Annotated in this window: 23 protein-coding genes; 9 read left to right on the top strand and 14 right to left on the bottom strand. The window is 61.0% G+C overall.

What is annotated here, in order from left to right; all coding sequences use genetic code 11:
• Positions 1-12 precede the first annotated feature (12 nt).
• The 3 genes from rpoZ to TRP66_RS12220 form a co-directional block, all read right to left on the bottom strand.
• Positions 13-276 (bottom strand): DNA-directed RNA polymerase subunit omega, encoded by a 264-nt coding sequence (gene rpoZ, locus TRP66_RS12210; RefSeq protein WP_004887180.1) that lies wholly within the window; start codon positions 274-276, stop codon positions 13-15.
• Positions 277-423: 147 nt separating this feature from the next.
• On the bottom strand, positions 424-1,044 hold the full coding sequence (gmk, locus tag TRP66_RS12215) for a guanylate kinase (RefSeq protein ID WP_333402500.1): 621 nt from the start codon (positions 1,042-1,044) through the stop codon (positions 424-426).
• 13 nt (positions 1,045-1,057) lie between these two features.
• On the bottom strand, positions 1,058-1,921 hold the full coding sequence (locus TRP66_RS12220; RefSeq protein WP_333402502.1) for a YicC/YloC family endoribonuclease: 864 nt from the start codon (positions 1,919-1,921) through the stop codon (positions 1,058-1,060).
• A 215-nt stretch (positions 1,922-2,136) separates the two neighbouring features.
• Between TRP66_RS12220 and rph the strand changes: the two genes are divergently transcribed.
• Both rph and TRP66_RS12230 read left to right on the top strand, forming a co-directional pair.
• Positions 2,137-2,859, top strand: coding sequence for a ribonuclease PH (gene rph, locus TRP66_RS12225; RefSeq protein ID WP_333402503.1), 723 nt, complete (start codon positions 2,137-2,139; stop codon positions 2,857-2,859).
• Positions 2,860-2,879: 20 nt separating this feature from the next.
• Positions 2,880-3,248, top strand: coding sequence for a DUF4870 domain-containing protein (locus TRP66_RS12230; protein ID WP_333402505.1), 369 nt, complete (start codon positions 2,880-2,882; stop codon positions 3,246-3,248).
• Between the two features lie 80 nt (positions 3,249-3,328).
• Here the strand turns inward: TRP66_RS12230 and TRP66_RS12235 are convergent, their stop codons facing one another.
• Entirely contained in the window at positions 3,329-4,108 is a 780-nt protein-coding gene (locus TRP66_RS12235) for an exodeoxyribonuclease III (protein ID WP_333402507.1), read from the bottom strand.
• Between the two features lie 83 nt (positions 4,109-4,191).
• Here TRP66_RS12235 and pyrE point away from each other — a divergent pair, with 83 nt between their 5' ends.
• Positions 4,192-4,833, top strand: a complete 642-nt coding sequence (pyrE, locus tag TRP66_RS12240) for an orotate phosphoribosyltransferase (RefSeq protein WP_333402509.1) — start codon at positions 4,192-4,194, stop codon at positions 4,831-4,833.
• Between the two features lie 8 nt (positions 4,834-4,841).
• A complete protein-coding gene (locus TRP66_RS12245) occupies positions 4,842-5,480 on the top strand; it encodes a DUF4124 domain-containing protein (RefSeq protein ID WP_333402511.1) in 639 nt (212 codons plus the stop codon).
• A gap of 128 nt (positions 5,481-5,608) precedes the next feature.
• Here the strand turns inward: TRP66_RS12245 and argB are convergent, their stop codons facing one another.
• From argB to coaBC, 4 genes are read right to left on the bottom strand one after another with little or no spacing between them, the layout of a single operon-like run.
• Positions 5,609-6,514: an acetylglutamate kinase gene (gene argB, locus TRP66_RS12250; protein WP_333402513.1), complete on the bottom strand. Its 906-nt coding sequence runs from the start codon at positions 6,512-6,514 to the stop codon at positions 5,609-5,611.
• A 25-nt stretch (positions 6,515-6,539) separates the two neighbouring features.
• On the bottom strand, positions 6,540-9,107 hold the full coding sequence (locus TRP66_RS12255; protein ID WP_333402515.1) for a phosphomannomutase/phosphoglucomutase: 2,568 nt from the start codon (positions 9,105-9,107) through the stop codon (positions 6,540-6,542).
• A gap of 50 nt (positions 9,108-9,157) precedes the next feature.
• A complete protein-coding gene (dut, locus tag TRP66_RS12260) occupies positions 9,158-9,613 on the bottom strand; it encodes a dUTP diphosphatase (protein ID WP_333402517.1) in 456 nt (151 codons plus the stop codon).
• A gap of 6 nt (positions 9,614-9,619) precedes the next feature.
• A complete protein-coding gene (gene coaBC, locus TRP66_RS12265; RefSeq protein ID WP_333402518.1) occupies positions 9,620-10,828 on the bottom strand; it encodes a bifunctional phosphopantothenoylcysteine decarboxylase/phosphopantothenate--cysteine ligase CoaBC in 1,209 nt (402 codons plus the stop codon).
• Between the two features lie 133 nt (positions 10,829-10,961).
• Between coaBC and radC the strand changes: the two genes are divergently transcribed.
• Complete coding sequence (gene radC, locus TRP66_RS12270) at positions 10,962-11,636, top strand: RadC family protein (RefSeq protein WP_333402520.1); 675 nt, start codon at positions 10,962-10,964, stop codon at positions 11,634-11,636.
• A gap of 134 nt (positions 11,637-11,770) precedes the next feature.
• Here radC and TRP66_RS12275 read toward each other — a convergent pair whose 3' ends face one another.
• Together TRP66_RS12275 and nhaA are read right to left on the bottom strand one after the other, a co-directional pair.
• The gene (locus TRP66_RS12275; RefSeq protein ID WP_333402521.1) at positions 11,771-13,357 is read right to left on the bottom strand and encodes an ABC transporter substrate-binding protein; all 1,587 of its coding nucleotides are present in this window, start codon (positions 13,355-13,357) and stop codon (positions 11,771-11,773) included.
• Positions 13,358-13,467: 110 nt separating this feature from the next.
• Positions 13,468-14,676 carry a Na+/H+ antiporter NhaA gene (gene nhaA / locus TRP66_RS12280; protein WP_333402523.1) on the bottom strand — a complete coding sequence of 403 codons (1,209 nt, stop codon included), beginning with the start codon at positions 14,674-14,676 and terminating at the stop codon, positions 13,468-13,470.
• A 477-nt stretch (positions 14,677-15,153) separates the two neighbouring features.
• On the opposite strand from nhaA, the gene rpmB reads away from it, so the two are divergent.
• Both rpmB and rpmG read left to right on the top strand, forming a co-directional pair.
• Positions 15,154-15,387: a 50S ribosomal protein L28 gene (gene rpmB, locus TRP66_RS12285; RefSeq protein ID WP_025257921.1), complete on the top strand. Its 234-nt coding sequence runs from the start codon at positions 15,154-15,156 to the stop codon at positions 15,385-15,387.
• A 10-nt stretch (positions 15,388-15,397) separates the two neighbouring features.
• Positions 15,398-15,553, top strand: a complete 156-nt coding sequence (gene rpmG / locus TRP66_RS12290) for a 50S ribosomal protein L33 (RefSeq protein ID WP_007894709.1) — start codon at positions 15,398-15,400, stop codon at positions 15,551-15,553.
• Positions 15,554-15,720: 167 nt separating this feature from the next.
• On the opposite strand, the gene TRP66_RS12295 is transcribed toward rpmG, so the two are convergent.
• Complete coding sequence (locus TRP66_RS12295) at positions 15,721-15,924, bottom strand: I78 family peptidase inhibitor (RefSeq protein ID WP_333402533.1); 204 nt, start codon at positions 15,922-15,924, stop codon at positions 15,721-15,723.
• A 66-nt stretch (positions 15,925-15,990) separates the two neighbouring features.
• On the bottom strand, positions 15,991-16,371 hold the full coding sequence (locus TRP66_RS12300) for a cupin domain-containing protein (protein WP_333402535.1): 381 nt from the start codon (positions 16,369-16,371) through the stop codon (positions 15,991-15,993).
• 195 nt (positions 16,372-16,566) lie between these two features.
• Here TRP66_RS12300 and TRP66_RS12305 point away from each other — a divergent pair, with 195 nt between their 5' ends.
• Both TRP66_RS12305 and TRP66_RS12310 read left to right on the top strand, forming a co-directional pair.
• A complete protein-coding gene (locus TRP66_RS12305) occupies positions 16,567-18,060 on the top strand; it encodes an aldehyde dehydrogenase (RefSeq protein ID WP_333402537.1) in 1,494 nt (497 codons plus the stop codon).
• A gap of 290 nt (positions 18,061-18,350) precedes the next feature.
• Positions 18,351-19,496: an MFS transporter gene (locus TRP66_RS12310; protein WP_333402539.1), complete on the top strand. Its 1,146-nt coding sequence runs from the start codon at positions 18,351-18,353 to the stop codon at positions 19,494-19,496.
• Here the strand turns inward: TRP66_RS12310 and TRP66_RS12315 are convergent.
• Positions 19,493-21,079 carry a phospholipase D family protein gene (locus TRP66_RS12315; RefSeq protein WP_333402540.1) on the bottom strand — a complete coding sequence of 529 codons (1,587 nt, stop codon included), beginning with the start codon at positions 21,077-21,079 and terminating at the stop codon, positions 19,493-19,495. The two genes, TRP66_RS12310 and TRP66_RS12315, sit on opposite strands and share 4 nt — an antisense overlap.
• Before the next feature lie 66 nt (positions 21,080-21,145).
• The gene (locus TRP66_RS12320; RefSeq protein ID WP_333402542.1) at positions 21,146-22,567 is read right to left on the bottom strand and encodes an aminotransferase-like domain-containing protein; all 1,422 of its coding nucleotides are present in this window, start codon (positions 22,565-22,567) and stop codon (positions 21,146-21,148) included.
• Between the last annotated feature and the right edge of the window lie 126 nt (positions 22,568-22,693).

Genomic DNA, 22,693 nt, shown 5'->3' on the forward strand with positions numbered 1-22,693 from the left:
CCCGGCATAGGCTTAGACGGCCTCGTTGGACTCGTCCTCGAAAGCTGCGAACAATGGTTCATCTTCAACGATTTCGGCTTCTGCGATGACTGCATAATCCATCAGGCCGGCCGCGATTTCACGCAGGGCAACGACGGTAGGCTTGTCGTTTTCCCACGCCAGCTTGGGTTCTTTGCCGCCAGTGGCGAGTTGACGCGAACGCTTGGTTGCGAGCATGACCAGCTCGAAGCGGTTATCGACGTGTTCTAGGCAGTCTTCAACGGTCACGCGGGCCATGGGTATTCCTCGTAGCAAATGCGTATGCGCGGTGCCCGGATGGGCGAGCGGACTCGGTAGTTTACAAGCGGACAGCCGGAACCTTCAAGGGTCAGCCCGTCGCACAGGCGCGTTCGGGCTCCAGTCTGCCGCTTGTAAAAGCCGCGATCAAGCCAAAAGTTGCTCGAAAAGCTGGCTGTACTGTTGCTGCTGAAGCGTCTGGGACAGGCGATTGGCGCGGAATATCGCCTTGAGGTCATCCAGCGCGGTGGCAAAATCGTCGTTGACCACGACATAGTCGTATTCGACGTAATGACTCATCTCGCTCACCGCCTCGCGCATGCGCGCTTCGATGATGTCGTCGCTGTCCTGACCGCGGTTGGTCAGGCGCTGGCGCAAGGCCTGCTGGGTGGGCGGCAGAATGAAAATGGAGCGAGCCGCCGGCATCAGTTGGCGAACCTGTTGAGCGCCTTGCCAGTCGATCTCGAGAATCAGGTCATGACCTTCGTCCAGCGTCTGCTGCAGATGGCTCTGGGAAGTGCCGTACAGGTTGCCGAATACTTCCGCCTGTTCCAGGAAGTCTCCGTGCTCGATCATGCGCACGAACTCGGCACGGTCGACGAAGTGGTAATTCACACCGTCCGTTTCGCCAGGGCGCATGGCGCGCGTGGTGTGCGAGACGGAAACCCGAATCTCCGGCCGGGCATCCATCAGGGCCTTCACCAGGCTGGTCTTGCCCGCGCCGGACGGGGCGGAAATGATGTACAGGGTTCCGGTACTGTGGGTCATGTCAGGTTCAGCCTTACTCAATATTCTGCACTTGTTCACGCATCTGCTCGATCAACACTTTGAGGTTGACGGCAGTCTGCGTACTGCGCGGGTCAAAGGCCTTGGAGCCCAGTGTGTTCGCTTCGCGATTCAGTTCCTGCATCAGGAAATCCAGGCGCCGGCCTGCCTGACCGCCGGCCTTGAGTACCCGACGCACTTCGGTGACGTGGGTGCTAAGGCGGTCCAGTTCTTCGGCGACGTCGCTCTTCTGCGCCAGCAGGACCATTTCCTGTTCGAGCCGCTGGGGATCCAGCTCGGCTTTCATGTCGGCAAACCGGTCCAGGACTTTCTGTCGTTGAGCGGCAAGCATCTGCGGCACCAGCGTGCGCAACGTGGCGACTTCCTGGGTGATGGAAGTCAACCGTTCGTCGAGAAGTGCCGCCAGATCCGCACCTTCCCGGCCGCGACCGCTTTTCAGCTCGGCCAGTGCTTCGTTGAACAGGCTCAGCGCCTCGCTGTTCAGCGCCTGCGGATCGCTGGCATCGGCCACCAGCACGCCGGGCCAGGCCAATACTTCGAGCGGATTCAGGGCAGCAGGCTGTTTGATCAGGCTGGCAACGGTTTCGGCAGCGGTCACCAGCTGACTGGCGCGCTCGCGGTCGACCTGCAGCGGTTTGCCGGCGGTTTCCTCGACGAAGCGCAGCGTGCACTCCACCTTGCCGCGCGAAAGACCCTGACGCAGAGCCTCACGAATCGCGCCTTCCAGGTCACGGAAGGATTCGGGCAGGCGCAGGTGCGGCTCCAGGTAACGATGGTTGACCGAACGCAGTTCCCAGCTCAGCGTGCCTTGGGCGCTGGCCCGCTCGACACGGGCGAAGGCAGTCATGCTATGCACCATGGGGTGATACCTCTTGGGTCGTTCCGGGAGCGCGATCGGACAAGGCGGTCCTGGATTCGTGATAGCCGACAGGCTGCAAAGGCGCAGGATTGTAGCGCAGTGCGGCGCTTGCTCCCAATCCGGCGTTTCGGCGCTTGTGACTTTAAAGATGCCCTGGCAAGGCTGTGACCTTTATACTGCTTGGCAGTTTTCCGTCCCAGTACAGGTATTCCCAGATGAAACGTCCAAGTGGTCGCGCCGCCGATCAGCTTCGCTCGATCCGCATCACCCGCAACTACACCAAACACGCCGAGGGGTCTGTGCTGGTCGAGTTCGGCGATACCAAGGTGATCTGCACCGTCAGCGTCGAGAACGGCGTTCCTCGCTTCCTCAAGGGGCAGGGACAAGGCTGGCTGACCGCCGAGTACGGCATGCTGCCGCGCGCCACCGGTGAGCGGAACCAGCGCGAAGCCAGCCGTGGCAAGCAGGGCGGCCGCACCCTGGAAATTCAGCGTCTGATCGGCCGCTCGCTGCGAGCCGCGCTGGACATGTCCAAGCTGGGTGACGTGACTCTGTACATCGATTGCGATGTCATCCAGGCTGACGGCGGCACGCGCACTGCGTCCATCACTGGCGCGATGGTCGCGCTGGTCGATGCCTTGAAAGTGATCAAGAAGCGTGGCGGCCTGAAAGGTGGCGACCCGCTCAAGCAGATGATCGCGGCAGTGTCGGTCGGCATGTATCAGGGCGAGCCGGTGCTCGATCTGGACTATCTGGAAGATTCGGCCGCCGAGACCGACCTCAATGTGGTCATGACCAGTCAGGGCGGTTTCATCGAAGTCCAGGGCACGGCGGAAGGCGCGCCGTTCCAGCCTGAAGAACTGAACGCGATGCTGGCGTTGGCTCAGAAGGGCATGAACGAATTGTTCGTATTGCAGCAGGCCGCATTGGCAGACTGATCAAATCAGGGAGTAGGACGATGAGTGACAGCCAGCAACCCTTGAACAAACCGGCCCAGAGTGCCCGTCAATGGGCGATGTTCTGTCACTTGTCGGCGTTTCTGGGCGTGGTCTTCCCGTTTGGCAACCTGCTCGGACCGCTGATCCTGTGGCAGCTCAAGCGTGAAAGCGACCCGTTCATCGACGCGCAAGGCAAGGAAGCGCTGAATTTTCAGATCACGGTGGCTATCGCGGCCGTGATCAGCTTCTTCCTGATGGTTGTCGTCATCGGCTTTCCGCTGTTGCTGCTGGTAGGCATAGGCGCGCTGGTGCTGACGATCATCGCCGGCATCAAGGCCAACGAAGGCCGGGATTACCGGTATCCGTTTACCTGGCGGGTGTTGAAGTAACGACCCATCGCCAGCAAGACGGATCGCCGCCCGCTGGCTCCTACAGCGACCCGTAGGAGCCAGCTTGCTGGCGATCTGCATCAGATCGTCAGCGTCCAGTCGTAATCCACGATCAGCGGCGCGTGCTGCGAGAAACGCGGCTGGCGTGGCAGGCGTGCGCTACGCACGAAGCGGCGCAGACCCGGCGTCAGGATCTGATAGTCGAAGCGCCAGCCCAGATTCAGCATTTCGGCCTGTTCGCTGTCCGGCCACCAGCTGTACTGGTCGCCTTCGCGGCTGACTTCACGCAGCGCGTCGACATAACCCATGGTGCCGACCAGCTCATCCATCCAGGCGCGTTCCGGCGCCAGGAAGCCAGGCGACTGCTGGCTGTCGCGCCAGTTCTTGATATCGAGCTTCTGCTGCGCGACGTAGAGCGATCCGCAGTAGATGTATTCGCGGCGCTTGCGGCGCTGCTTGTCCATGTACCGGCCGAAATCGTCCATGAGCTTGAATTTCTGATTCAAGTCTTCGTCCCCGTTCATCCCGGACGGGAATAGCAGGGTAGCAATACTGACTTTGTCGAAATCTGCTTGCAGGTAACGCCCGTAGCGGTCGGCTGTCTCGAAGCCGAGGCCGCTGATTACCGCCTTCGGTTGCAACCGCGAATATAGCGCCACGCCACCCTGGGCTGGCACTTCTGCTTCGCAGGCATAGAGGAAATAGCCATCCAGTTGGAAGGCTGGATCATCCAGTTCAAAGGTGGAGGCGCGGGTGTCCTGTAGGCAGATGACGTCGGCATTCTGAGCTTGCAGCCAGCTGAGCAACCCTCGCTCGACCGCAGCCTGAATGCCATTCACGTTCACACTGATGATCCGCATAAATGGCCCCAAAAATCACGTGCGTGTATGATACCCGAGCTCCACTCAATTAGCTAAAGCCGTGGTATTCGGGACTTTTTTTCATGCAGGCGTATCAACGCGATTTCATTCGTTTCGCCATCGATCGCGGTGTATTGCGCTTCGGTGAGTTCACCCTCAAGTCCGGGCGTACCAGCCCGTATTTCTTCAACGCCGGCCTGTTCAACAGCGGATCGGCCCTGGCACAGCTGGGTCGTTTCTACGCGGCGGCCGTGGTTGAAAGCGGCATTTCCTTCGACGTTCTGTTCGGCCCCGCCTATAAAGGTATTCCCCTGGCAGCCGCGACAGCCGTGGCGCTGGCCGAGCATCACGACCGCGATCTGCCATGGTGCTTCAACCGCAAGGAAGCCAAGGCGCATGGCGAAGGCGGCAGCCTGGTCGGCGCACCGCTGGCCGGTAACGTGCTGATCATCGATGACGTGATCACCGCCGGCACCGCGATCCGTGAGGTGATGCAGATCATTCAGGCCCAGAACGCGACCGCGGCCGGCGTCCTGATCGCGCTGAACCGACAGGAGCGTGGCAACGGCGAGCTTTCCGCGATTCAGGAAGTCGAGCGTGATTTCGGCATTCCGGTGGTCAGCATCGTTTCCTTGAATCAGGTTCTGGAGTTTCTCGCCGACGACCCGCAGCTCAAGCAGCATTTGCCCGCTGTCGAGGCGTACAGGGCGCAATACGGGATCTAGGGAGAGCGATGGCTTTGGGGACAGGTAGCGGACGCGCAAGGATCCGGACGTCGGTATCGGCGGTCGCCGGTTTTTGCCTGTCCCTGAGCGCATTGACATCCACCGTGATCCAGGCCGCCGACTCGCCGGGCGTGCAGTTCTATCGCTACGTCGATAGCCGTGGCGTCACCGTGCTTGACCGGCAGGGCGTGCCGCCCGAGTACGCCGGCAAAGGCTATGAGGTGCTCAACGGCCAGGGACGGGTGATAAAGACCGTTCCCCCTGCGCCGACAGCCGAGCAAGCGCGGCAGGCCCGGGTCGATCAGGCCCAGGCCGACGCGGATTCGCAGCTGCTGAACCTGTACAGCAGCCCGGAAGACGTGGATCGGGCTCTGGCGCGCAAGCTGGCCGAGGTGGACGCATTGATCGGTATGGCCCAGGGAAACGTTCAGAGCCTTGCCGTGCAACAACGCAACCTCCAGGGTCAGGCTGCCGATCATGAGAGGGCTGGTCATCCAGTGCCCCAGGCTCTCCTCGATCAGCTCGATGATTTGCGCAGTCAACAGCAGGGTTTGAGCCTTCAGGTCCAGCGCTATCAGGAGGCTCGCCGCCATGCCGAAGCCGACTTCGCTCAGGACCGGGCTCGACTGGTCAAGTTGCTCAAGTGATCTGTTCCCGGTCAGAGTGCGCTTATCGAGGTTCCGAAGTTTGTAACAGGGTGGCTGGGGCAGCTTGAGGAAGCGGAAAGAAAAAGGCCCCGTCGCAACCGACAGGGCCTCTGGAACCGCCGCAGCGATCAGTGACGCTTGCGGTTGGTGATCTGCGTGCCGACGCCGCTGTCGGTGAAAATCTCCAGCAGTACGGCGTTGGGCACGCGACCGTCGATGATGTGCGAGCTGTGCACGCCGCCTTGAACCGCTTCGAGCGCGCAACGGATCTTCGGCAGCATGCCGCCGTAGATGGTGCCGTCGGCGATCAGGCCGTCGACCTGTTCGGTCGTTAGTCCGGTCAGCACTTCGCCCTGTTTGTTCATCAGGCCGGCGATGTTGGTCAGCAGGATCAGCTTCTCGGCCTTGAGGGCCTCGGCCACCTTGCCTGCCACCAGATCGGCGTTGATGTTGTAGGACTCGCCATCCGGGCCGACGCCGATAGGCGCGATGACCGGAATGAAATCACCCTTCACCAGCATGTTCAGCAGGTCGGTGTTGACGCCAACCACCTCGCCGACCTGGCCGATGTCGATGATTTCAGGTTTGGTCATCTCCGGCGTCTGGCGGGTGACAGTGAGCTTCTTCGCACGAATCAGCTCGGCGTCCTTGCCGGTCAGGCCGATGGCGCTGCCGCCATGACGGTTGATCAGGTTGACGATGTCCTTGTTGACCTGCCCGCCCAACACCATCTCCACCACGTCCATGGTCTGCGCATCGGTAACGCGCATGCCATCGATGAAGCGGCTTTCGATGGAAAGGCGGGTCAGCAGATCACCGATCTGAGGCCCTCCGCCATGGACCACCACCGGGTTGATGCCTACAGCCTTCATCAACACTATGTCGCGAGCGAAGCCGGTTTTCAGCTCTTCGCTCTCCATGGCGTTACCGCCGTACTTGATTACCAGCGTCTTGCCGACGAATCGGCGAATGTAAGGCAGCGCTTCGGACAAGACCTTGGCTACATTAGAGGCGGCATCACGTTCGAGGGTCATTCAGGGCTCCAGTCAAAAGGAAAAATCAAAACGGCAGGTCGAGATCCGGCGCAACTTTCTTGAGCTCGGCGTGGAACACGTCCTGGATGCGCTTCAGCTCGGCTTCGGTTTCAGCTTCGAAGCGTAATACCAGTACCGGCGTGGTATTGGAAGCGCGCACCAGGCCCCAGCCCTTCGGATAGTCTACGCGCACACCGTCGATGCTGGTCAGTTTGGCGTCGCCCCACTGCGCGTCTTTTTCAAGAGCCTCGATGATGCTGAACTTGGTGACGTCCGTCACCTTGATGTTGATTTCCGGCGTAGAGATGTCGTTCGGGAAAGTCTCGAACAACTCTTCGGCGGAGGCCGACTCCTGGCTGAGGATCTCCAGCAGGCGCGCCGCGCTGTAGATGCCGTCGTCGAAACCGAACCAGCGCTCCTTGAAGAAGATGTGGCCGCTCATCTCGCCGGCCAGCAGCGCGCCGCTCTTTTTCATTTCCTTCTTGATCAGCGAGTGGCCGGTTTTCCACATGACCGGGCGGCCACCGTGCTGGCTGATCAGCGGCGTCAAGCGGCGGGTGCATTTCACGTCGAACAGGATGTCGGCGCCCGGATTGCGCTTGAGCACGTCCAGAGCGAACAGCATGAGCAGGCGGTCTGGATAGACTACGTTGCCCTTGTCAGTCACGACGCCGACGCGGTCGCCATCGCCGTCGAACGCCAGGCCCAGATCGGCACCGGTTTCCTTGACCTTAGCGATCAAGTCCTGAAGGTTTTCCAGTTTGCCCGGATCCGGGTGGTGGTTGGGGAAGTTGCCGTCCACTTCGGCGTACAGCGAAATCACTTCACAACCCAGCGCTTCGATCAGCTGAGGCGCGATCACTCCGGCAGCGCCGTTGCCACAGTCGACCACGACCTTGAGCTTGCGGGCCAGGGCGATGTCGTCCTTGATCTGCTTGAAATAGCGATCGAGGATGTTGACCTGGGTGATGCTGCCTTTCTGCCAGGTCAGGTCGTTATTGCGAATGCGCTCGTGCAGCGCCTGGATCTGCTCGTTGGCGAGGGTATCGCCGGCGATCACGATCTTGAAGCCGTTGTAGTCCTTGGGGTTATGGCTGCCGGTGAGCATCACGCCGGTCTTGCCGGCCAGGACGTTGGCGGCGTAGTACAGTGCTGGAGTAGGGACCAGGCCGACGTCGCTGACATGGCAGCCGCTGTCGTGGAGGCCTTGAATCAGTTGTTGCACCAGCTCCGGGCCGGACAGGCGACCATCCCGGCCAACGCTGACGTTGGGTTCGTTCTGGGCCAGGCTTTCCGAGCCGATGGCACGACCGATCCAGTAAGCGGTTTCAGCGCTGAGGGTATCCCCGACCACGCCCCGGATGTCGTAGGCGCGGAAAATGGTTTCGGGAAGTTTGGGTGCCACTGATGCTTGGCTGTTCATAACGATGGGATGCTCCGATCTCAGGAAGTCCTGGTTTTCGTCGAGAAGTTCGATAATGGGGATATCGGTATCTTGAAACAGCGGATCTTTCCAATCGGCGCCCAATGCGGCGGATGAAGGCCGAACGCCGGTTTTCGTGATGCTGGGTGTTGCACCGGGCTGCGGGTTCGCTGCCGGAGTCGATACATCCGGGCCGCGAAGCGAAACTCGGGCGAGCGCCTGGGCCAGACCGTTGAGGGGGCCAAGGCTCAAACCGAAGGCTTTGACGGTTTTTCCGGCCGAGAGTTCTTGAAGCAACTGACTCAATTGTCGTGCATCGTCCTCAATACGCCGCTCAAGCGCGCGGTGATTGAGGTATAGCCCAAGAATTACGCCAGCCAGCGCAATGAGGCCGGCCAGTGCCAAAAAGGTCAGTGGAGGCGACGCCTGCAGCGCATGCCCCGGTGTGAACTCGATCTTCCATCCGGCAAATCCGGTGTCGAAGCTCACGGCTTTGCCGGTCGCCTGTCCGCGTTCAAGAAAGATCTGCACCGGTCCGTTGCGGAACTGTTGGCTGAGAACGACTTTGCCAGCGTTTTCCGGCAGAGGAGGCAAGGCATCGAGTACGCGCTGCATGTCGAACGCCAGCAGCAGCGTTGCGCCGATGGGCTGGTCAGCGCCCGCGCGTACTGGCGTGGCGGTGAGAATCACCCAGCGATCGCCGAGCTTGCGCGCTTCCGGGGGCACTTGCTGGCCTTGCCCGGCCTTGTTGAGCATGTCCAGCGTGGCGTAGCTCACCGGCAAGGGGCCTTGCGGGTCGACGTCCGCCATTCCGGCAGGGTTCAGTCGAGCGCCCAGCAGACCGTCGCGGTTACCCAGCGCGTCCCGCGTCGCGCCGGGGTCAGAGAGTTGCAATGTGCTGAGCAGCCGTTCGCTGGACGCCGCCGCACGGGTATCGGCGTTCAGTTGCTTGAGCGCCAGATTGACGGCCGAAGCCTGGTTGCCGCCCCATGCCTGGACGAGCCGGGTCTCCTGCTGCGGGTCGCTCAGCGAGGCGAACCCGATCAGGACCGCTGCGATCAGCAAACCGATCAGGGCCGGGATCAGACCCGGGGAAAGTGTTTTCAGCTTCGCTACGAGCGGGCCGGCAGCGTGGACTGTTTGCGACGCGGAACGCTGATTGCCTTTCACCCGTCCTCTCCCTGAGTTGGTCCTGAAACCGGATTATCTTCTGCTGCGGATCAGTGGCTTCCGGAATGACCGAAACCGCCAGCGCCGCGCTGGCTCTCGTCGAACGTCTCGACCAGTTCGAAGCGGGCTTGAACAACCGGCACCAGCACCAGTTGGGCGATGCGTTCACCGATCGAGATCGTGAACGGGGTCTGGCCACGGTTCCAGCAGGACACCATCAGCTCGCCCTGGTAGTCCGAGTCGATCAGACCCACGAGGTTGCCCAGCACGATGCCGTGTTTGTGACCCAGCCCGGAACGCGGCAGGATCATGGCGGCGAGGCCGGGATCGCCGATGTAGATCGAAAGACCCGTGGGGATCAGCAGCGTCTGTCCCGGTTCGAGAACGGTGTCTTCCTTGAGCATGGCGCGCAGGTCCAGCCCCGCGGAGCCGGTCGTGGCGTAGGCAGGCAGGGGAAATTGCTCGCCGATGCGAGGGTCGAGGATCTTGGCTTGTAGAGCGTGCATTCGTAGTTAAACCTGATTCATGCGTTCAGCGATAAAAGTGATCAGCTGGCGGGCGATCTTGCCCTTGCTGGTCTGGGCGAAAAGCGTTGCGTGCAACGCTCGGTCGATCACGCTGCATGCATTCTCTTCGCTGTTGAAACCAATGCTGGGGTTGGCCACGTCATTGGCGACGATCAGGTCGAGATTCTTGTCCTTGAGCTTGCGGGCGGCGTAATCGAGCAGGTGTTCGGTTTCGGCGGCGAAGCCTACGCTGAACGGGCGATCCGGACGGGTTGCGATGGTCGCGAGAATGTCCGGGTTGCGGACCATCTGCAGCAGAAGACCGTCGCCGCTCGTAGGATCTTTCTTCAATTTATGGGGTGCGATGACCTCGGGCCGGTAATCCGCCACCGCAGCCGAGGCGATGAACAGGTCGCACGGGATGGCGGCTTCGCAGGCCGCGAGCATGTCGCGAGCGCTCACCACATCAATGCGGGTCACCCGGTCCGGCGTCTGCAGGTTGACCGGGCCGGTGATCAGGGTCACCCGGGCGCCGGCTTCGACGGCTGCTTCGGCGAGGGCGAACCCCATCTTGCCGGAGCTGTGGTTGGTGATGTAACGGACCGGGTCGATGTTTTCCTGGGTCGGGCCGGCGGTGATCAGCACATGCTTGCCGGTCAGGGTCAGGCGCTGGAAACAATCGGCGGCGCATTGCGCAAGCTCGCCCGGCTCCAGCATCCGGCCAAAACCCACGTCGCCGCAGGCCTGGCTGCCGGACGCCGGGCCGAACACGCGAAAGCCGCGGTCTTCCAGCGCCCGGGTGTTGGCCTGTACGGAAGGATCTCGCCACATCGCCTGATTCATTGCCGGGGCAATGGCGACGGTCGCGTCAGTCGCCAGCACAACGGTGGTCAGCAGGTCGTTGGCGATGCCCTGCGTGAGACGAGCGATCAGGTCGGCGGTGGCCGGGGCGATCAGGATCAGATCGGCCCACTTCGCCAGTTCGATATGGCCCATCGCGGCTTCGGCGGCCGGGTCCAGCAGGTCCAGGTGCACCGGATGGCCGGAAAGAGCCTGCATGGTCAGAGGCGTAATGAATTCGGCGCCGCCGCGGGTCATGACGACGCGCACCTCTGCACCCTGGTCGCGCAGCCGGCGAACCAGCTCGGCGCTCTTGTAGGCCGCGATACCGCCGCCGACGCCCAGAACGATGCGTTTTCGATAAAGCCGCTGCATAGGCCTGCCTTTTTGTCGAGTGAATGCGCGACGGCGATGACGCTTCCCCAGGCCGGATCGCCGCGCAAAATGATGGGCTAAGATAGCACAGCGACCGCACTGGAACAGCGGCGTACCCACACATGGAGGTGCTATGAGTATTCGCAACTGGCCTGCGTCAGAACGCCCGCGTGAACGTTTGCTGGAACTGGGTGCCGAGACCCTTTCCGATGCGGAATTGCTGGCGATCTTCCTGCGCACTGGCGTGTCCGGCAAAAGCGCCGTCGACCTGGCACGTCATCTGTTGAATCAATTCGGCGGGATCAGACCGTTACTGGATGCGGATCTGTCGCTGTTCAGTTCACAACAGGGACTGGGGCCGGCCAAATTCGCGCAATTGCAGGCGGTGATGGAAATGGCCCGCAGGCACATGGCCGAAACCCTGCAACGCGGCTCGGCGCTGGAGAGCCCCAGGCAGGTCAGGCTTTACCTCAAGGCGCTGCTGCGCCATGAGCCGCATGAAGTGTTCGGCTGCCTGTTTCTCGACAACAAGCACCGGGTGCTGATCTTCGAAATCCTGTTTCACGGCACGATCAACTCGGCCTACGTGCACCCTCGGCAAGTGGTCAAGCGCGCGATGAGCCACAACGCCGCCAGCGTGATCCTGTGCCACAACCATCCTTCCGGCGTTACCGAGCCGAGCCAGTCCGACATCGACCTGACCGAGCGCCTGAAACAGGCGCTGGCGCTGATCGATGTGCAGGTGCTGGATCATGTGATCGTCGGCGACGGCGAGCCGCTGTCCATGGTGGAGCGGGGGTTGATGTAGCGCGATTTCGTTGCAGGCTCCTGCAAAATTGGCCGTAGGAGCCAGCTTGCTGGCGATGCAGGCAACGCGGTATGTCAGGCAGACCGCGTCAGGGTTTATCGCCAGCAAGCTGGCTCCTACGGTGCGGGGCGGCGTTACTTCCCGGTCACCTTGAAGAAGTCCTGCCGTCCGAAGGGACTGACCTGATAACCCTCGACATCCTTGCGTACCAGCGCGGCAGCGGTCGGATGGGCGAGGGGAATCCACAGGGCCTGTTGCTGGATCTGCGCCTGGGCCTGGTGGTACAGCTTGCTGCGTTCGGTCTGTTCGCTGGTGGATTTGCCATTCGTGATCAGCTTGTCCAGCGTCTTGTCGCAATACCGGGCGAAGTTGGTCCCGGACTGCACCGCCGCGCAGGAAAACTGCGGGGTGAGGAAGTTGTCCGGATCGCCGTTGTCACCGGCCCAGCCCATGAACAGCAGGTCATGCTCGCCGGCCTTGGCGCGACGAATGAGTTCGCCCCATTCGATGACCCGGATCTCGGCGTCGATGCCGATCTGCTTGAGGTCAGCTTGCAGCAGCTGCGCACCCAGGCTCGGGTTCGGGTTGAGCAGGCTGCCAGATGGCCGGGTCCAGATCGTGGTTTTGAAACCGTCTTTCAGGCCGGCCTTGGCCAGCAGTTGCCGGGCTTTCTCCAGGTCCTGGGCATAACCGGGCAGATCCTTGGCATAGCTCCAGGTATTGGGCGGATAAGGACCGCTCGCGGCTTCGGCGGTGTCCTCGAACACAGCCTTGAGGTAGTTGGCCTTGTCGAACGCCAGATTCACCGCCTGACGCACTTCCGGTTTGTCGAAAGGCGGATGCTGGCTGTTGATCGCTACAAAGGCAGTCATGAAGGCTTCGGTTTTCTCGACCTTCAGCGCCGGTTCCTGGTTGGCGACTTCGATATCCACCGGTTTGGGCGACAGAGCGATCTGGCACTCGTTCTGCTTGACCTTCAGCAGGCGGACGTTGGCATCCGGCGTGATCGCGTAGATCAGCGTATCGACCTTCGGCTTGCCGGCGAAATAGTCGTCGAAGGCCTGATAGCGCACGACGGCATCTTTCTGGAAGCGCTTGAACACGAACGGGCCGGTGCCGATGGGCTGGTTGTTGAGCTTGTCAGGCGTGCCGGCTTTCATCAGCTGGTCGGTGTATTCAGCGGAAAAGATCGAAGCGAAACCCATGCTCAACGTGGCGAGGAAGGTCGAGTCCGCGTGAGTCAGGGTGAATCGCACGGTATGCGCGTCCGGCGTCTCGATGTTCTTGATCAGCGTCGGCAGCTGCATCGATTGCGCGTGAGGGAAACCGCTCTGGGCGACCTTGTGCCACGGATTCTGCGGATCGAGCATGCGCTTGAAGCTGAACAACACGTCGTCGGCCGTCAGCTCGCGGGTCGGTTTGAAGTATTCGGTGGTGTGGAATTTCACGCCGCCGCGCAGTTTGAAATCGTAAGTCCGGCCGTCGGGCGAAACGGTCCAGCTTTCCGCCAGGCTGGGTACCAGCTTGCCACTCGCCGTGTCGAAATCGACGAGCCGGTTCATCAATACGTCGGCCGATGCGTTGGTGGTGGTCAGGGAGTTGTACTGGACCACGTCGAAGCCTTCCGGACTGGCTTCGGTGCAGACGACCAGCGACGCTGCCTGGGCCAGGCCGCAAGACAGTAACGGGGCAAGCAAAAAGGGAATAGCGGCGAGACGCATGGCGTGATTCCTGTCGACAAGGGGCTCCATCTGCCGGTGCAGTCTGGTGAGGTTCCTACCCTAGACTATGTGCCAGGGCAGGACAATTGTAAGTGTTGAGCACCCACCCGCTAGTCCGCGGATGGGTGGCGCTTGGCTCGCAGGAGTACCACGACCCCTAGAATGGCGGAGAGAACAGAGCCCACCAGCACTCCGACCTTGACCTCGTCGACCAGATGCGGGTTGCCCGGGAATGCCAGCGCGCCGATGAAAAGGCTCATTGTGAACCCGATACCGCACAAGAGTGCCACGCCGTAGAGTTGGAGCCAGTCGCACTGTTCAGGCAGTTTCGCCAGCCCTGTGCGAATCGCCAGTGCCGCGAGACCGAAGACACCGATCTGCTTGCCCAGCAGCAACCCCAGAGTCACGCCCAGCGGCACCGGTTCGAGCAGATTGCCAGGGGAAAGCCCGACGAGGGAGACCCCGGCATTGGCAAAGCCGAAGATCGGCACGACGGCAAAAGCGACCCATGGGTGCAGTTTTTCTTCCAGGAACAGAAGCGGTGACTTGCTGGCAGTCTCTGCGTCGCCGAGCGGAACGCACAGAGCGAGAATCACTCCCGCCAGCGTCGCATGGATGCCGGACTGGAGCATGAAAAACCACAACAGTCCGCCAGCGATCAGATAAGGGAGGAGCCTGGTTACGCCACACCGGTTGAGTACGACCAGAAAAATGATCACAGCCAGCGAAGCCAGAAGCATCGTGACGGACAAACCGCTGGTGTAGAACAGGGCGATGATGAGCACCGCTCCAAGATCGTCCAGGATGGCCAGAGCGGACAGAAAGATTTTCAGGGAGATCGGGACACGTTTGCCCAGCAGCGATAATACGCCCAGCGCAAAGGCGATATCGGTGGCGGCGGGAATGGCCCAGCCGCCGAGGGTTTCGCTGTCGCTCCAGTTGACGGCGATGTAGATCAAGGCTGGCGCCAGCATACCACCCAGCGCGGCGAAACCTGGCAGCGCACGCTGACTCCAGTTCGACAACTGGCCGACCAGCATTTCTCGCTTGATCTCCAGGCCGACCAGCATGAAAAAGATAGCCATCAGCCCGTCATTGATCCAGTGCTCGATCGAGAGGCCGACGATTTTCGTGTGCAATGTCGCGAAGTAGATATCCGCCCAGGGCGAGTTGGCCACCAACAGAGCCGTCAGGGCTGCAGCCATGAGTATCAGACCGCCCGCCGATTCAGCGGCAAAGAAACGGGAAAGAAAGGCAAGAGCGGAAGGTGAGGCGCGGTATGCGGAATTATCTTCCAGGCGTGAAGGGTCCAGGCTCATAGGCACGGCAACTCCGCGCGGCGGCCCGACCTGCGCTGAATTGAACCTGCCCTCCCGCGTTTTTGCGGTGACACCCGGGCGCTATTCTACACAGCAATAAACCAATTCCGATGCCTGTTATGCGATTGCACGGGCGCACAGTATCTCCTGCCCGTCAGCGTCGATATCGAGAGATGACTGCCGCAGGCAGACAGGAGTCGTTGCCATGGACCGACGAGCGGTCGGTTTGTGTCGATGCCCGCAGCTGCTGACCAGCGCGCCGGCGGGCGCGGAGCTGAATCGTTTAAAACGCTTTGCTTGTTGTTGCCTGCGAGGCTTTCTGGTATAAAGCAGCGCTCTTTTCTAGGGGCCCGGTTCCTTCACTGTAGGTGTAGCCGGTAAGACCCTTAAAGAAACGCGGCGCCTGGCGCCAAATGACTGAGAGATTAAGCGGCCAACCCATGCCGGGTTGGGCATGTGGTTTTAGAGGGCTGAGGCATGTCGAGAGTCTGTCAAGTTACCGGTAAGGGTCCGGTAACCGGGAATAACATTTCCCACGCAAACAACAAAACCCGTCGTCGTTTCCTGCCAAACCTGCAGCATCACCGCTTCTGGGTTGAAGGCGAGAAGCGTTTTGTTCGTCTGCGCGTATCTGCTAAAGGCATGCGTATCATCGACAAGCGCGGCATCGAAGCTGTGCTGGCCGATCTGCGCCGCGACGGCAAAATCTAAGGAGATAATCATGCGTGAATTGATTCGTTTGATCTCGAGCGCCGGTACTGGTCACTTCTACACTACCGACAAGAACAAACGTACTACTCCGGATAAGATCGAAATCAAAAAATTCGATCCGGTCGTACGCAAGCACGTGATCTACAAGGAAGGCAAAATCAAGTAATTGATTTTGTCTGCTGCAAAAAAGCCCGCCTTGCTGCGGGCTTTTTTGTGTCTGTAAATCCGGCCGTCCGAAAAGCAAAACGCCCGGCGCCAAGGCGCCAGGCGTTTCAGCAGTAGCGGAATCCGGGATGCAAGCTTTCGGAATACCGGCTTGTGCTGGAGTCCGGATCAGCCGAAGCTGAAGTGCGAAACCAGACCGGCCTGATCGGCATGTACGGTCAGACGGTTCGTATCGAATTCCTTGGTTGTGATCTCACCTGGGCCGACGACACGCTTGCGATCAGTCAGTTCGCTGATGTAGGCCTTGACGGTAGGCACGTAGCGGCTGCCGATGAGGTACTGCAGGTTCTGTACGATCTGTTCATTGGTCATTTTCATAGTCCTTTATGAATGATGATGTCCGTAGTGGACGCCCCCATGATTGACGTCCAGATACCTTCAAGTGCGGTACATATTTATATCCTTCGCCTCGAACACCACATAAATCTTGCGGCATGTTTCGAGAACCTCCCAGGTGCCCTTGAACCCCGCCGGAATCACGAACCTGTCGCCTGCGCGCAACGTCTTCGCCTGGTTCTGCTCGTCGCGCAGCACCGATACGCCCTGAACGATCTCGCAGTATTCATGCTCGGTGTAATGAACGCGCCACTGGCCCGGCTCGCCTTCCCAGACGCCTGCGTTCATCTGTCCGCATGGGCTGTTGTAGTGGTTGTAGACCCGCTGCACAGGATCGCCCTTGAAGATCTTTTCCTGGGCGGGACGGTATTGTTCGGCTGCCGTGGCAGCTTCGCTGAAGTCGACGACGCTCTGAATATCCATGCTTGTCCTCTGGAAGCGGGCAAGTCCGCCAGCTTTGAGTCGTTTAATAAAATCAACATTGACGCCGGAAATGGGTAGTTTCTGTCAAATATATTGGCATCATCCGACCGCTGGTTTAGGGTGGCGAGCACCTTTGGCAGAACTGGCTGCTAATGTCCTACAGCCGCGCCAATATCATCAAGAGGAGGAATTCCCATGACTACCCTGACTCGTGCCGACTGGGAACAACGCGCCCAGGATTTGAAGATCGAAGGCCGTGCCTTCATCGAAGGCGAATACACCGCCGCAACCTCCGGTGAGACCTTTGACTGCCTGAGCCCGGTCGATGGCCGCATGCTCGCCAAGGTCGCCAGTTGCGGCCCTGATGACGCTCAGCGCGCGGTGGAGAGCGCGCGCCACGCCTTCGACTCCGGCGCCTGGTCGCGAATCGCTCCGGCCAAGCGCAAGGCCACCATGATCCGCTTCGCCAATCTGCTGCGCCAGAACGCTGAAGAACTGGCGCTGCTGGAAACCCTGGACATGGGCAAGCCGATCAGTGACTCGTTCAACATCGATGTGCCTGGCGCGGCCGGTGCCTTGAGCTGGAGCGGCGAGGCCATCGACAAGCTTTATGACGAAGTGGCGGCCACGCCGCATGATCAGCTCGGTCTGGTGACCCGCGAGCCGGTCGGTGTGGTCGCGGCCATCGTGCCCTGGAACTTCCCGTTGATGATGGCGTGCTGGAAGCTGGGTCCTGCGCTGTCCACCGGTAACTCGGTCATTCTCAAGCCTTCGGAAAAGTCCCCGCTGACCGCTGTCCGCATCGCTCAACTGGCGATCGAGGCGGGCATCCCCGCCGGCGTGCTCAACGTATTGCCGGGCTACGGACATACCGTCGGCAAGGCTCTGGCTCTGCACATGGACGTGGACACCGTGGTGTTCACCGGCTCGACGAAGATCGCCAAGCAACTGATGGTCTATGCCGGCGAATCCAACATGAAGCGGGTGTGGCTGGAAGCGGGCGGCAAAAGCCCGAATATCGTGTTCGCCGACGCTCCGGATCTGCAGGCTGCCGCTGAATCCGCTGCCAGCGCGATTGCGTTCAACCAGGGCGAAGTCTGCACCGCCGGTTCGCGTTTGCTGGTCGAACGCTCCGTCAAAGAGCGCTTCCTGCCGATGGTGGTCGAAGCGCTCAAGGGCTGGAAACCCGGCAATCCGCTGGACCCGCAAACCAATGTCGGTGCGCTGGTGGACACGCAGCAGATGGACACTGTGTTGTCGTACATCAAGGCAGGCCACGAGGGCGGCGCCACGCTGGTGACCGGCGGCAAGCGTGTACTGGAGGAAACCGGTGGCACCTACGTCGAGCCGACCATTTTCGACGGCGTCAGCAACGCCATGAAGATTGCCCAGGAAGAAATTTTCGGGCCGGTACTTTCGGTGATCACCTTCGATGACGCTGAAGAAGCCGTTCGTATTGCCAACGACACCCAGTACGGCCTGGCGGCCGCGGTCTGGACCGCCGACCTGTCCAAGGCACATCGCACCGCCAAGGCCTTGCGCGCGGGTAGCGTCTGGGTCAACCAGTACGACGGCGGCGACATGACCGCGCCGTTCGGCGGCTTCAAACAGTCCGGGAACGGCCGCGACAAATCGCTGCATGCGTTCGACAAGTACACCGAACTGAAGGCGACCTGGATCAAAATCTGAGCGTCATTTCGGTGCTATCCGTAGGAGCCAGCTTGCTGGCGATGAGATCAACGCGGTCCATCAGGTAAACCGCGTGATCGTTCCATCGCCAGCAAGGCGGAACGCCGCCCCGGTGGCTCCCATCCAGTGGGAGCCAGCTTGCTGGCGATGAAGGCAGCGCGGTGTATCAGATAGATCACGTAACGCCCGGTCGCGAGCAAGCTCCCTCCCACAAAGCCGGTGTGCGCCGGAAATCCGTGGTGCCTCCGGCGCGGCCCACTATTCAATCACTTCGCCCACAGGAGTCGCGCATGCGTTGGGGGACTTATTTTGCCGTGCTGGCGTCGATCCTCAGTGTCGGTCTGGCGCTGGGCGTCAGCATGCCGCTGGTTTCCCTGCGTCTGGAAGGCTGGGGCTACGACGCGTTCGCCATTGGCGTCATGGCCGCCATGCCGGCCGTTGGCGTGCTGGTGGGCGCGGGCGTGGCAAGCCGGCTGGCGGCGCGCTTCGGTACGGCCAATCTAATGCGACTGTGTCTGTGGGCCGGCGGGTTTTCCGTGGGCCTGCTTGCCCTGCTGCCGCATTACCCGGTGTGGCTGGTGCTGCGACTGATGCTGGGGGTGATTCTGACCATCGTCTTCGTCCTCGGTGAAAGCTGGATCAACCAATTGGTCATCGAGCGACTGCGCGGCAGGCTGGTCGCTTTGTACGGCAGTACTTACGCCTTGAGCCAGTTGTCCGGACCGTTGCTGCTGGGCGCGGTGGGCACTGAAGCCGACTACGGTTTCTGGATCGGCGTAGGGCTGCTCACGGTTTCACCGCTTTTGTTGCTGGGTCGCACCGGGGCGCCGTCCGCTGACGCGTGCAGGGTCACGCTGCGCGATCTGCTCGGTTTCTGCCGCACCACTCCTGCTATCGCCTGGGCGGTTGCTCTGTTCGCGGCGTTCGAGGCGTTGATTCTTACACTGCTGCCAATCTACAGCCTGCGTCAGGGCTTCAGCCCGGAAATTGCTCTGTTCATGGTCAGCACGGTGGTGATGGGCGACGCTTGCCTGCAATTGCCGATCGGCATGCTCGCGGACCGGATTTCACGGCGCAGATTGTTCTCCGGCTGTGCGCTGGCGTTGCTGGTGTCCAGCCTGCTGGTGCCGTTGCTGATGCATACGGTGTTGATCTGGCCGCTCTGGGTGCTGTTCGGAGCCAGCGCGGGCGGCTTGTTTACGTTGTCGCTGATCCTGATTGGCGAACGCTACCGTGATGACTCTCTGGTGCGCGCCAATGCCCACGTCGCTCAGCTATGGGGCTTTGGCTGTCTGCTGGGTCCGCTGGCAGCCGGGGCCGGCAGCCAATGGATCAGCGGGCACGCCTTGCCGCTGCTGATGGCGGCAGGCGCGTTCGGGCTGGTCTTACTGACGTTGCGGCGCGGGGCGTTCGGATTGAAGGTCGCGCAGGCCTAGAGCATGCGCTCCAGCCCGACCGCCTTGCTGAACCAGGCATTGATCCGTCGCCACCAGTCGCCCGGTTCGGTATGCAGGGTGTGGATGCGACCGTTGTCCTCGGTCACCCAGACTACCTTGCCGTCTTCCAGCCTGGCTTCGTAACTCAGCGCCGGGCTCATGCCCTGCAAACTCAACTCGCGGAGTTGCTCGGCCAATTGCGGGCTGTCGACCAGTACGCCGACTTCGGTGTTCCACAACACCGAGCGTGGATCGAAGTTGAACGAGCCGACGAAAATCTTGCGCCGGTCGAAAACCATGGTCTTGCTGTGCAGGCTCGAATCGGAGCTGGCGATGGAATGGCTTTCGCGGAACAGACGCGGTCCGTTCTCCCGGAATGTTTCCACGTCGCCTGGCTGGCGCCGCAGCTCGAACAGGCGCACGCCATGTTCCAGCAGCGCCTTGCGGTAAGGCGTGTAGCCGCCATGCACGGCCGGCACGTCAGTGGCTTCCAGCGAGTTGGTGAGCAGGCTCACGTCCACGCCGGCGTCCGCCCGACCGGTCAGATACAGCAGGCCGGCCTCGCCCGGCACGAAATACGCGGAAACCAGCATCAGTTCTTCACGGGTGTCGAGCAGCTCAGGCGCGAGCTGGGTGGTCATCAGCAGATGCGGATCGGGATCGCCCTGTGCCAGGACCTTGGTCGGCGCGTCCCACAGGGCCTGGTTGTGGGCCCAGACCAACTCGTTGAGCCACACTTTCATTCGCGGCTCGGTCTTGTAGGCCATCAGCCGTTCGTAGAGCGCCTTGTGTTGCTGATGTGCCTCTTCCAGTGATGCTTCCAGCTTGCGACGCGCCTGAGCCAGGTCCTTCACGGTTGGCAGGAAGTACATGAAATCAGCGATAGGCTTGCTCAGCGCGCTGTTCCAGTACTGATCGAAACTCTGTCCGAGCTGTTCGGCGACCGGACCTGCGCCCAGCATGTCGATGTCGGTGAAGTTCAGGTTGGGTTCGGCATCGAAGTATTCGTCGCCCAGATTGCGCCCGCCGACAATCGCGACGCTGTTATCGGCCAGCCACAACTTGTTGTGCATGCGCCGATGCTGGCGTGACAGGTTCAGCAGCCGTCCCAGGCTGCGGGTCACCCCGGTTTCACGACCCAGATTTTGCGGGTTGAACAGGCGGATTTCGATTTGCGGATGCGCGGCAAGAGTGGCAATGGCATGGTCCAGGCCATCGCTGGTGGTGTCGTCCAGCAGAATGCGAATGCGCACGCCGCGGTCCGCCGCCTTGAGCAGTTCATCGATCAGCGCGCGTGTGCTCAAGCCGTCATGAACGATGTAGTACTGCAGGTCCAGACTGGTTCTCGCGTTGCGGATCAGCTCGGCCCGCGCCTTGAATGCATCGCTGCTGTCGGGCAGCAGGCGAAAACCGGAGCGGCCTTCATGGGGGCGCGCCATCGCCTGAATCGAGCGGCCGAATGCGGAAGTCGAGGCGGGAATAACCTGGCTGGGGGCATCGGTGCCATCGGTATCGAGATGAGCACAGCCGGTAACGCTCAGGGCGATCAGCAGGAAAAAGGGCAAGGCCCAAGCGTTCTTCAAGGGAGTCCGTGTCCGGGCGGTTGGCTTGGCGATAGGACACTGGAAAACAGGAAAAATTTTCCGTGCTCAGAGGGTTTCGGCTATCAACCGCGTGATCGCGGCGCCTACCTTGCGTACTGCGTCTTCGATTTCCGCAGTCGGCTTGGCAGCGTAGTTCATGCGCAGGCAATTACGGTACTTGCCCGAAGCAGAAAAAATACTGCCCACCGCTACCTGCACGCCCTGGCCGAGCAAGGCGCGGTTCAGACGCAGGGTGTCGAACCCCTCGGCCAGCTCGATCCACAGCAGAAATCCGCCTTGCGGCCGGCTGGCCCGCGTGCCTTCCGGAAAATAGCGCATCACCCAGTCGATCATCTGGTCACGACCACGCTGGTACTGGGTACGCATGCGGCGCACATGCGGCTGATAGTGACCGCCGGCGAGGAAATCAGCGATTGCCAGCTGCGGCTGGGGAGCGGTCGAGCCGGTGCCGATGTACTTCATGTGCAACACCTGCTCCAGATAGCGCCCCGGCGCGACCCAGCCGACCCGCAAGCCTGGTGCCAGCGTTTTGGAGAATGAACTGCACAGCAGGACCCGGCCGTCTTCGTCGAATGACTTGATGGTGCGCGGGCGAGGGTAGGTGTAGGCCAGATCGCCATACACATCGTCCTCAATGATCGGTACATCGAAGCGCTGCGCCAGCGTCAACAGGGCACGTTTGCGTGCTTCGGGCATGACATAGCCGAGCGGATTGTTGCAACTGGGGGTCAGCTGAATCGCCTTGATCGGCCATTGTTCAAGTGCCAGCTCCAGGGCTTCGAGACTGATGCCGGTCAGCGGGTCGGTCGGGATTTCCAGCGCCTTCATGCCCAGGCCCTTGAGCGTCTGCATGGCGCCGAAGAAGCTGGGCGAGTCCACCGCAACGATATCTCCGGGCGAGCACAGCGCGCGGACACTCGCTGACAGCGCTTCGTGGCAGCCGCTGGTGATCAGCAGGTCGTTGGCGGACAGGTTGCAGCCCGAGTCGATCATCATCCGGGCGATCTGTTCGCGAAGTGTATGGGCGCCACTGATGTTGTCGTAATACAGACCGGGCATGTCCTGATGGCGACTCAGTAGACTGAGCGAGCGCATCAGCGGGCGCAGCGTCGGACTGGTCACGTCAGGCATGCCGCGTCCCAGCTGGATGACTGCTTCGGCGGGTGACACCCGGATCAGATCCAGCACCTGATCCCACTGCGAGATATCCACAGGCCTCTGCATCGGCCGGCCAACGACTGGAAGCGCCGGTGCCTGGCGGCTGGCGGATACAAAATAGCCGGATTTGGGTTTCGGCGTTGCCAGCCCGCTGTCCTCCAGGACCCGATAGGCCTGCTGCACGGTGCTCAGACTCACCCCATGTTCGACGCTCAACGCCCGCACGGAGGGCAAACGATCGCCGGGCCGATAGAAGCCGTTTTCAATGCGCGAGCCAAGCAGTTCAGCGAGGTTGACGTAGAGGGTCATGGCGTACTCTTTGGATTTTGTTGGCGGCGAGCAATACAGATGGTCCGAAAATATAGCATTCAGAGGGATTTACAAAGGATCTGTATGGAAAATTAACAGGAAGTTTGAATCTGTAATGCTTCTCCA

The sequence above is a fragment of the Pseudomonas sp. JDS28PS106 genome (assembly GCF_036706555.1).
Lineage (GTDB): Bacteria > Pseudomonadota > Gammaproteobacteria > Pseudomonadales > Pseudomonadaceae > Aquipseudomonas.

What these genes read in the sequence shown, in the direction of transcription:
- rpoZ (WP_004887180.1), bottom strand. Translation starts at nt 276, where the DNA reads ATGGCCCGCGTGACCGTTGAAGACTGCCTAGAACACGTCGATAACCGC.
- gmk (WP_333402500.1), bottom strand. Translation starts at nt 1,044, where the DNA reads ATGACCCACAGTACCGGAACCCTGTACATCATTTCCGCCCCGTCCGGC.
- TRP66_RS12220 (WP_333402502.1), bottom strand. Translation starts at nt 1,921, where the DNA reads ATGGTGCATAGCATGACTGCCTTCGCCCGTGTCGAGCGGGCCAGCGCC.
- rph (WP_333402503.1), top strand. Translation starts at nt 2,137, where the DNA reads ATGAAACGTCCAAGTGGTCGCGCCGCCGATCAGCTTCGCTCGATCCGC.
- TRP66_RS12230 (WP_333402505.1), top strand. Translation starts at nt 2,880, where the DNA reads ATGAGTGACAGCCAGCAACCCTTGAACAAACCGGCCCAGAGTGCCCGT.
- TRP66_RS12235 (WP_333402507.1), bottom strand. Translation starts at nt 4,108, where the DNA reads ATGCGGATCATCAGTGTGAACGTGAATGGCATTCAGGCTGCGGTCGAG.
- pyrE (WP_333402509.1), top strand. Translation starts at nt 4,192, where the DNA reads ATGCAGGCGTATCAACGCGATTTCATTCGTTTCGCCATCGATCGCGGT.
- TRP66_RS12245 (WP_333402511.1), top strand. Translation starts at nt 4,842, where the DNA reads ATGGCTTTGGGGACAGGTAGCGGACGCGCAAGGATCCGGACGTCGGTA.
- argB (WP_333402513.1), bottom strand. Translation starts at nt 6,514, where the DNA reads ATGACCCTCGAACGTGATGCCGCCTCTAATGTAGCCAAGGTCTTGTCC.
- dut (WP_333402517.1), bottom strand. Translation starts at nt 9,613, where the DNA reads ATGCACGCTCTACAAGCCAAGATCCTCGACCCTCGCATCGGCGAGCAA.
- coaBC (WP_333402518.1), bottom strand. Translation starts at nt 10,828, where the DNA reads ATGCAGCGGCTTTATCGAAAACGCATCGTTCTGGGCGTCGGCGGCGGT.
- radC (WP_333402520.1), top strand. Translation starts at nt 10,962, where the DNA reads ATGAGTATTCGCAACTGGCCTGCGTCAGAACGCCCGCGTGAACGTTTG.
- TRP66_RS12275 (WP_333402521.1), bottom strand. Translation starts at nt 13,357, where the DNA reads ATGCGTCTCGCCGCTATTCCCTTTTTGCTTGCCCCGTTACTGTCTTGC.
- nhaA (WP_333402523.1), bottom strand. Translation starts at nt 14,676, where the DNA reads ATGAGCCTGGACCCTTCACGCCTGGAAGATAATTCCGCATACCGCGCC.
- rpmB (WP_025257921.1), top strand. Translation starts at nt 15,154, where the DNA reads ATGTCGAGAGTCTGTCAAGTTACCGGTAAGGGTCCGGTAACCGGGAAT.
- rpmG (WP_007894709.1), top strand. Translation starts at nt 15,398, where the DNA reads ATGCGTGAATTGATTCGTTTGATCTCGAGCGCCGGTACTGGTCACTTC.
- TRP66_RS12295 (WP_333402533.1), bottom strand. Translation starts at nt 15,924, where the DNA reads ATGACCAATGAACAGATCGTACAGAACCTGCAGTACCTCATCGGCAGC.
- TRP66_RS12300 (WP_333402535.1), bottom strand. Translation starts at nt 16,371, where the DNA reads ATGGATATTCAGAGCGTCGTCGACTTCAGCGAAGCTGCCACGGCAGCC.
- TRP66_RS12305 (WP_333402537.1), top strand. Translation starts at nt 16,567, where the DNA reads ATGACTACCCTGACTCGTGCCGACTGGGAACAACGCGCCCAGGATTTG.
- TRP66_RS12310 (WP_333402539.1), top strand. Translation starts at nt 18,351, where the DNA reads ATGCGTTGGGGGACTTATTTTGCCGTGCTGGCGTCGATCCTCAGTGTC.
- TRP66_RS12320 (WP_333402542.1), bottom strand. Translation starts at nt 22,567, where the DNA reads ATGACCCTCTACGTCAACCTCGCTGAACTGCTTGGCTCGCGCATTGAA.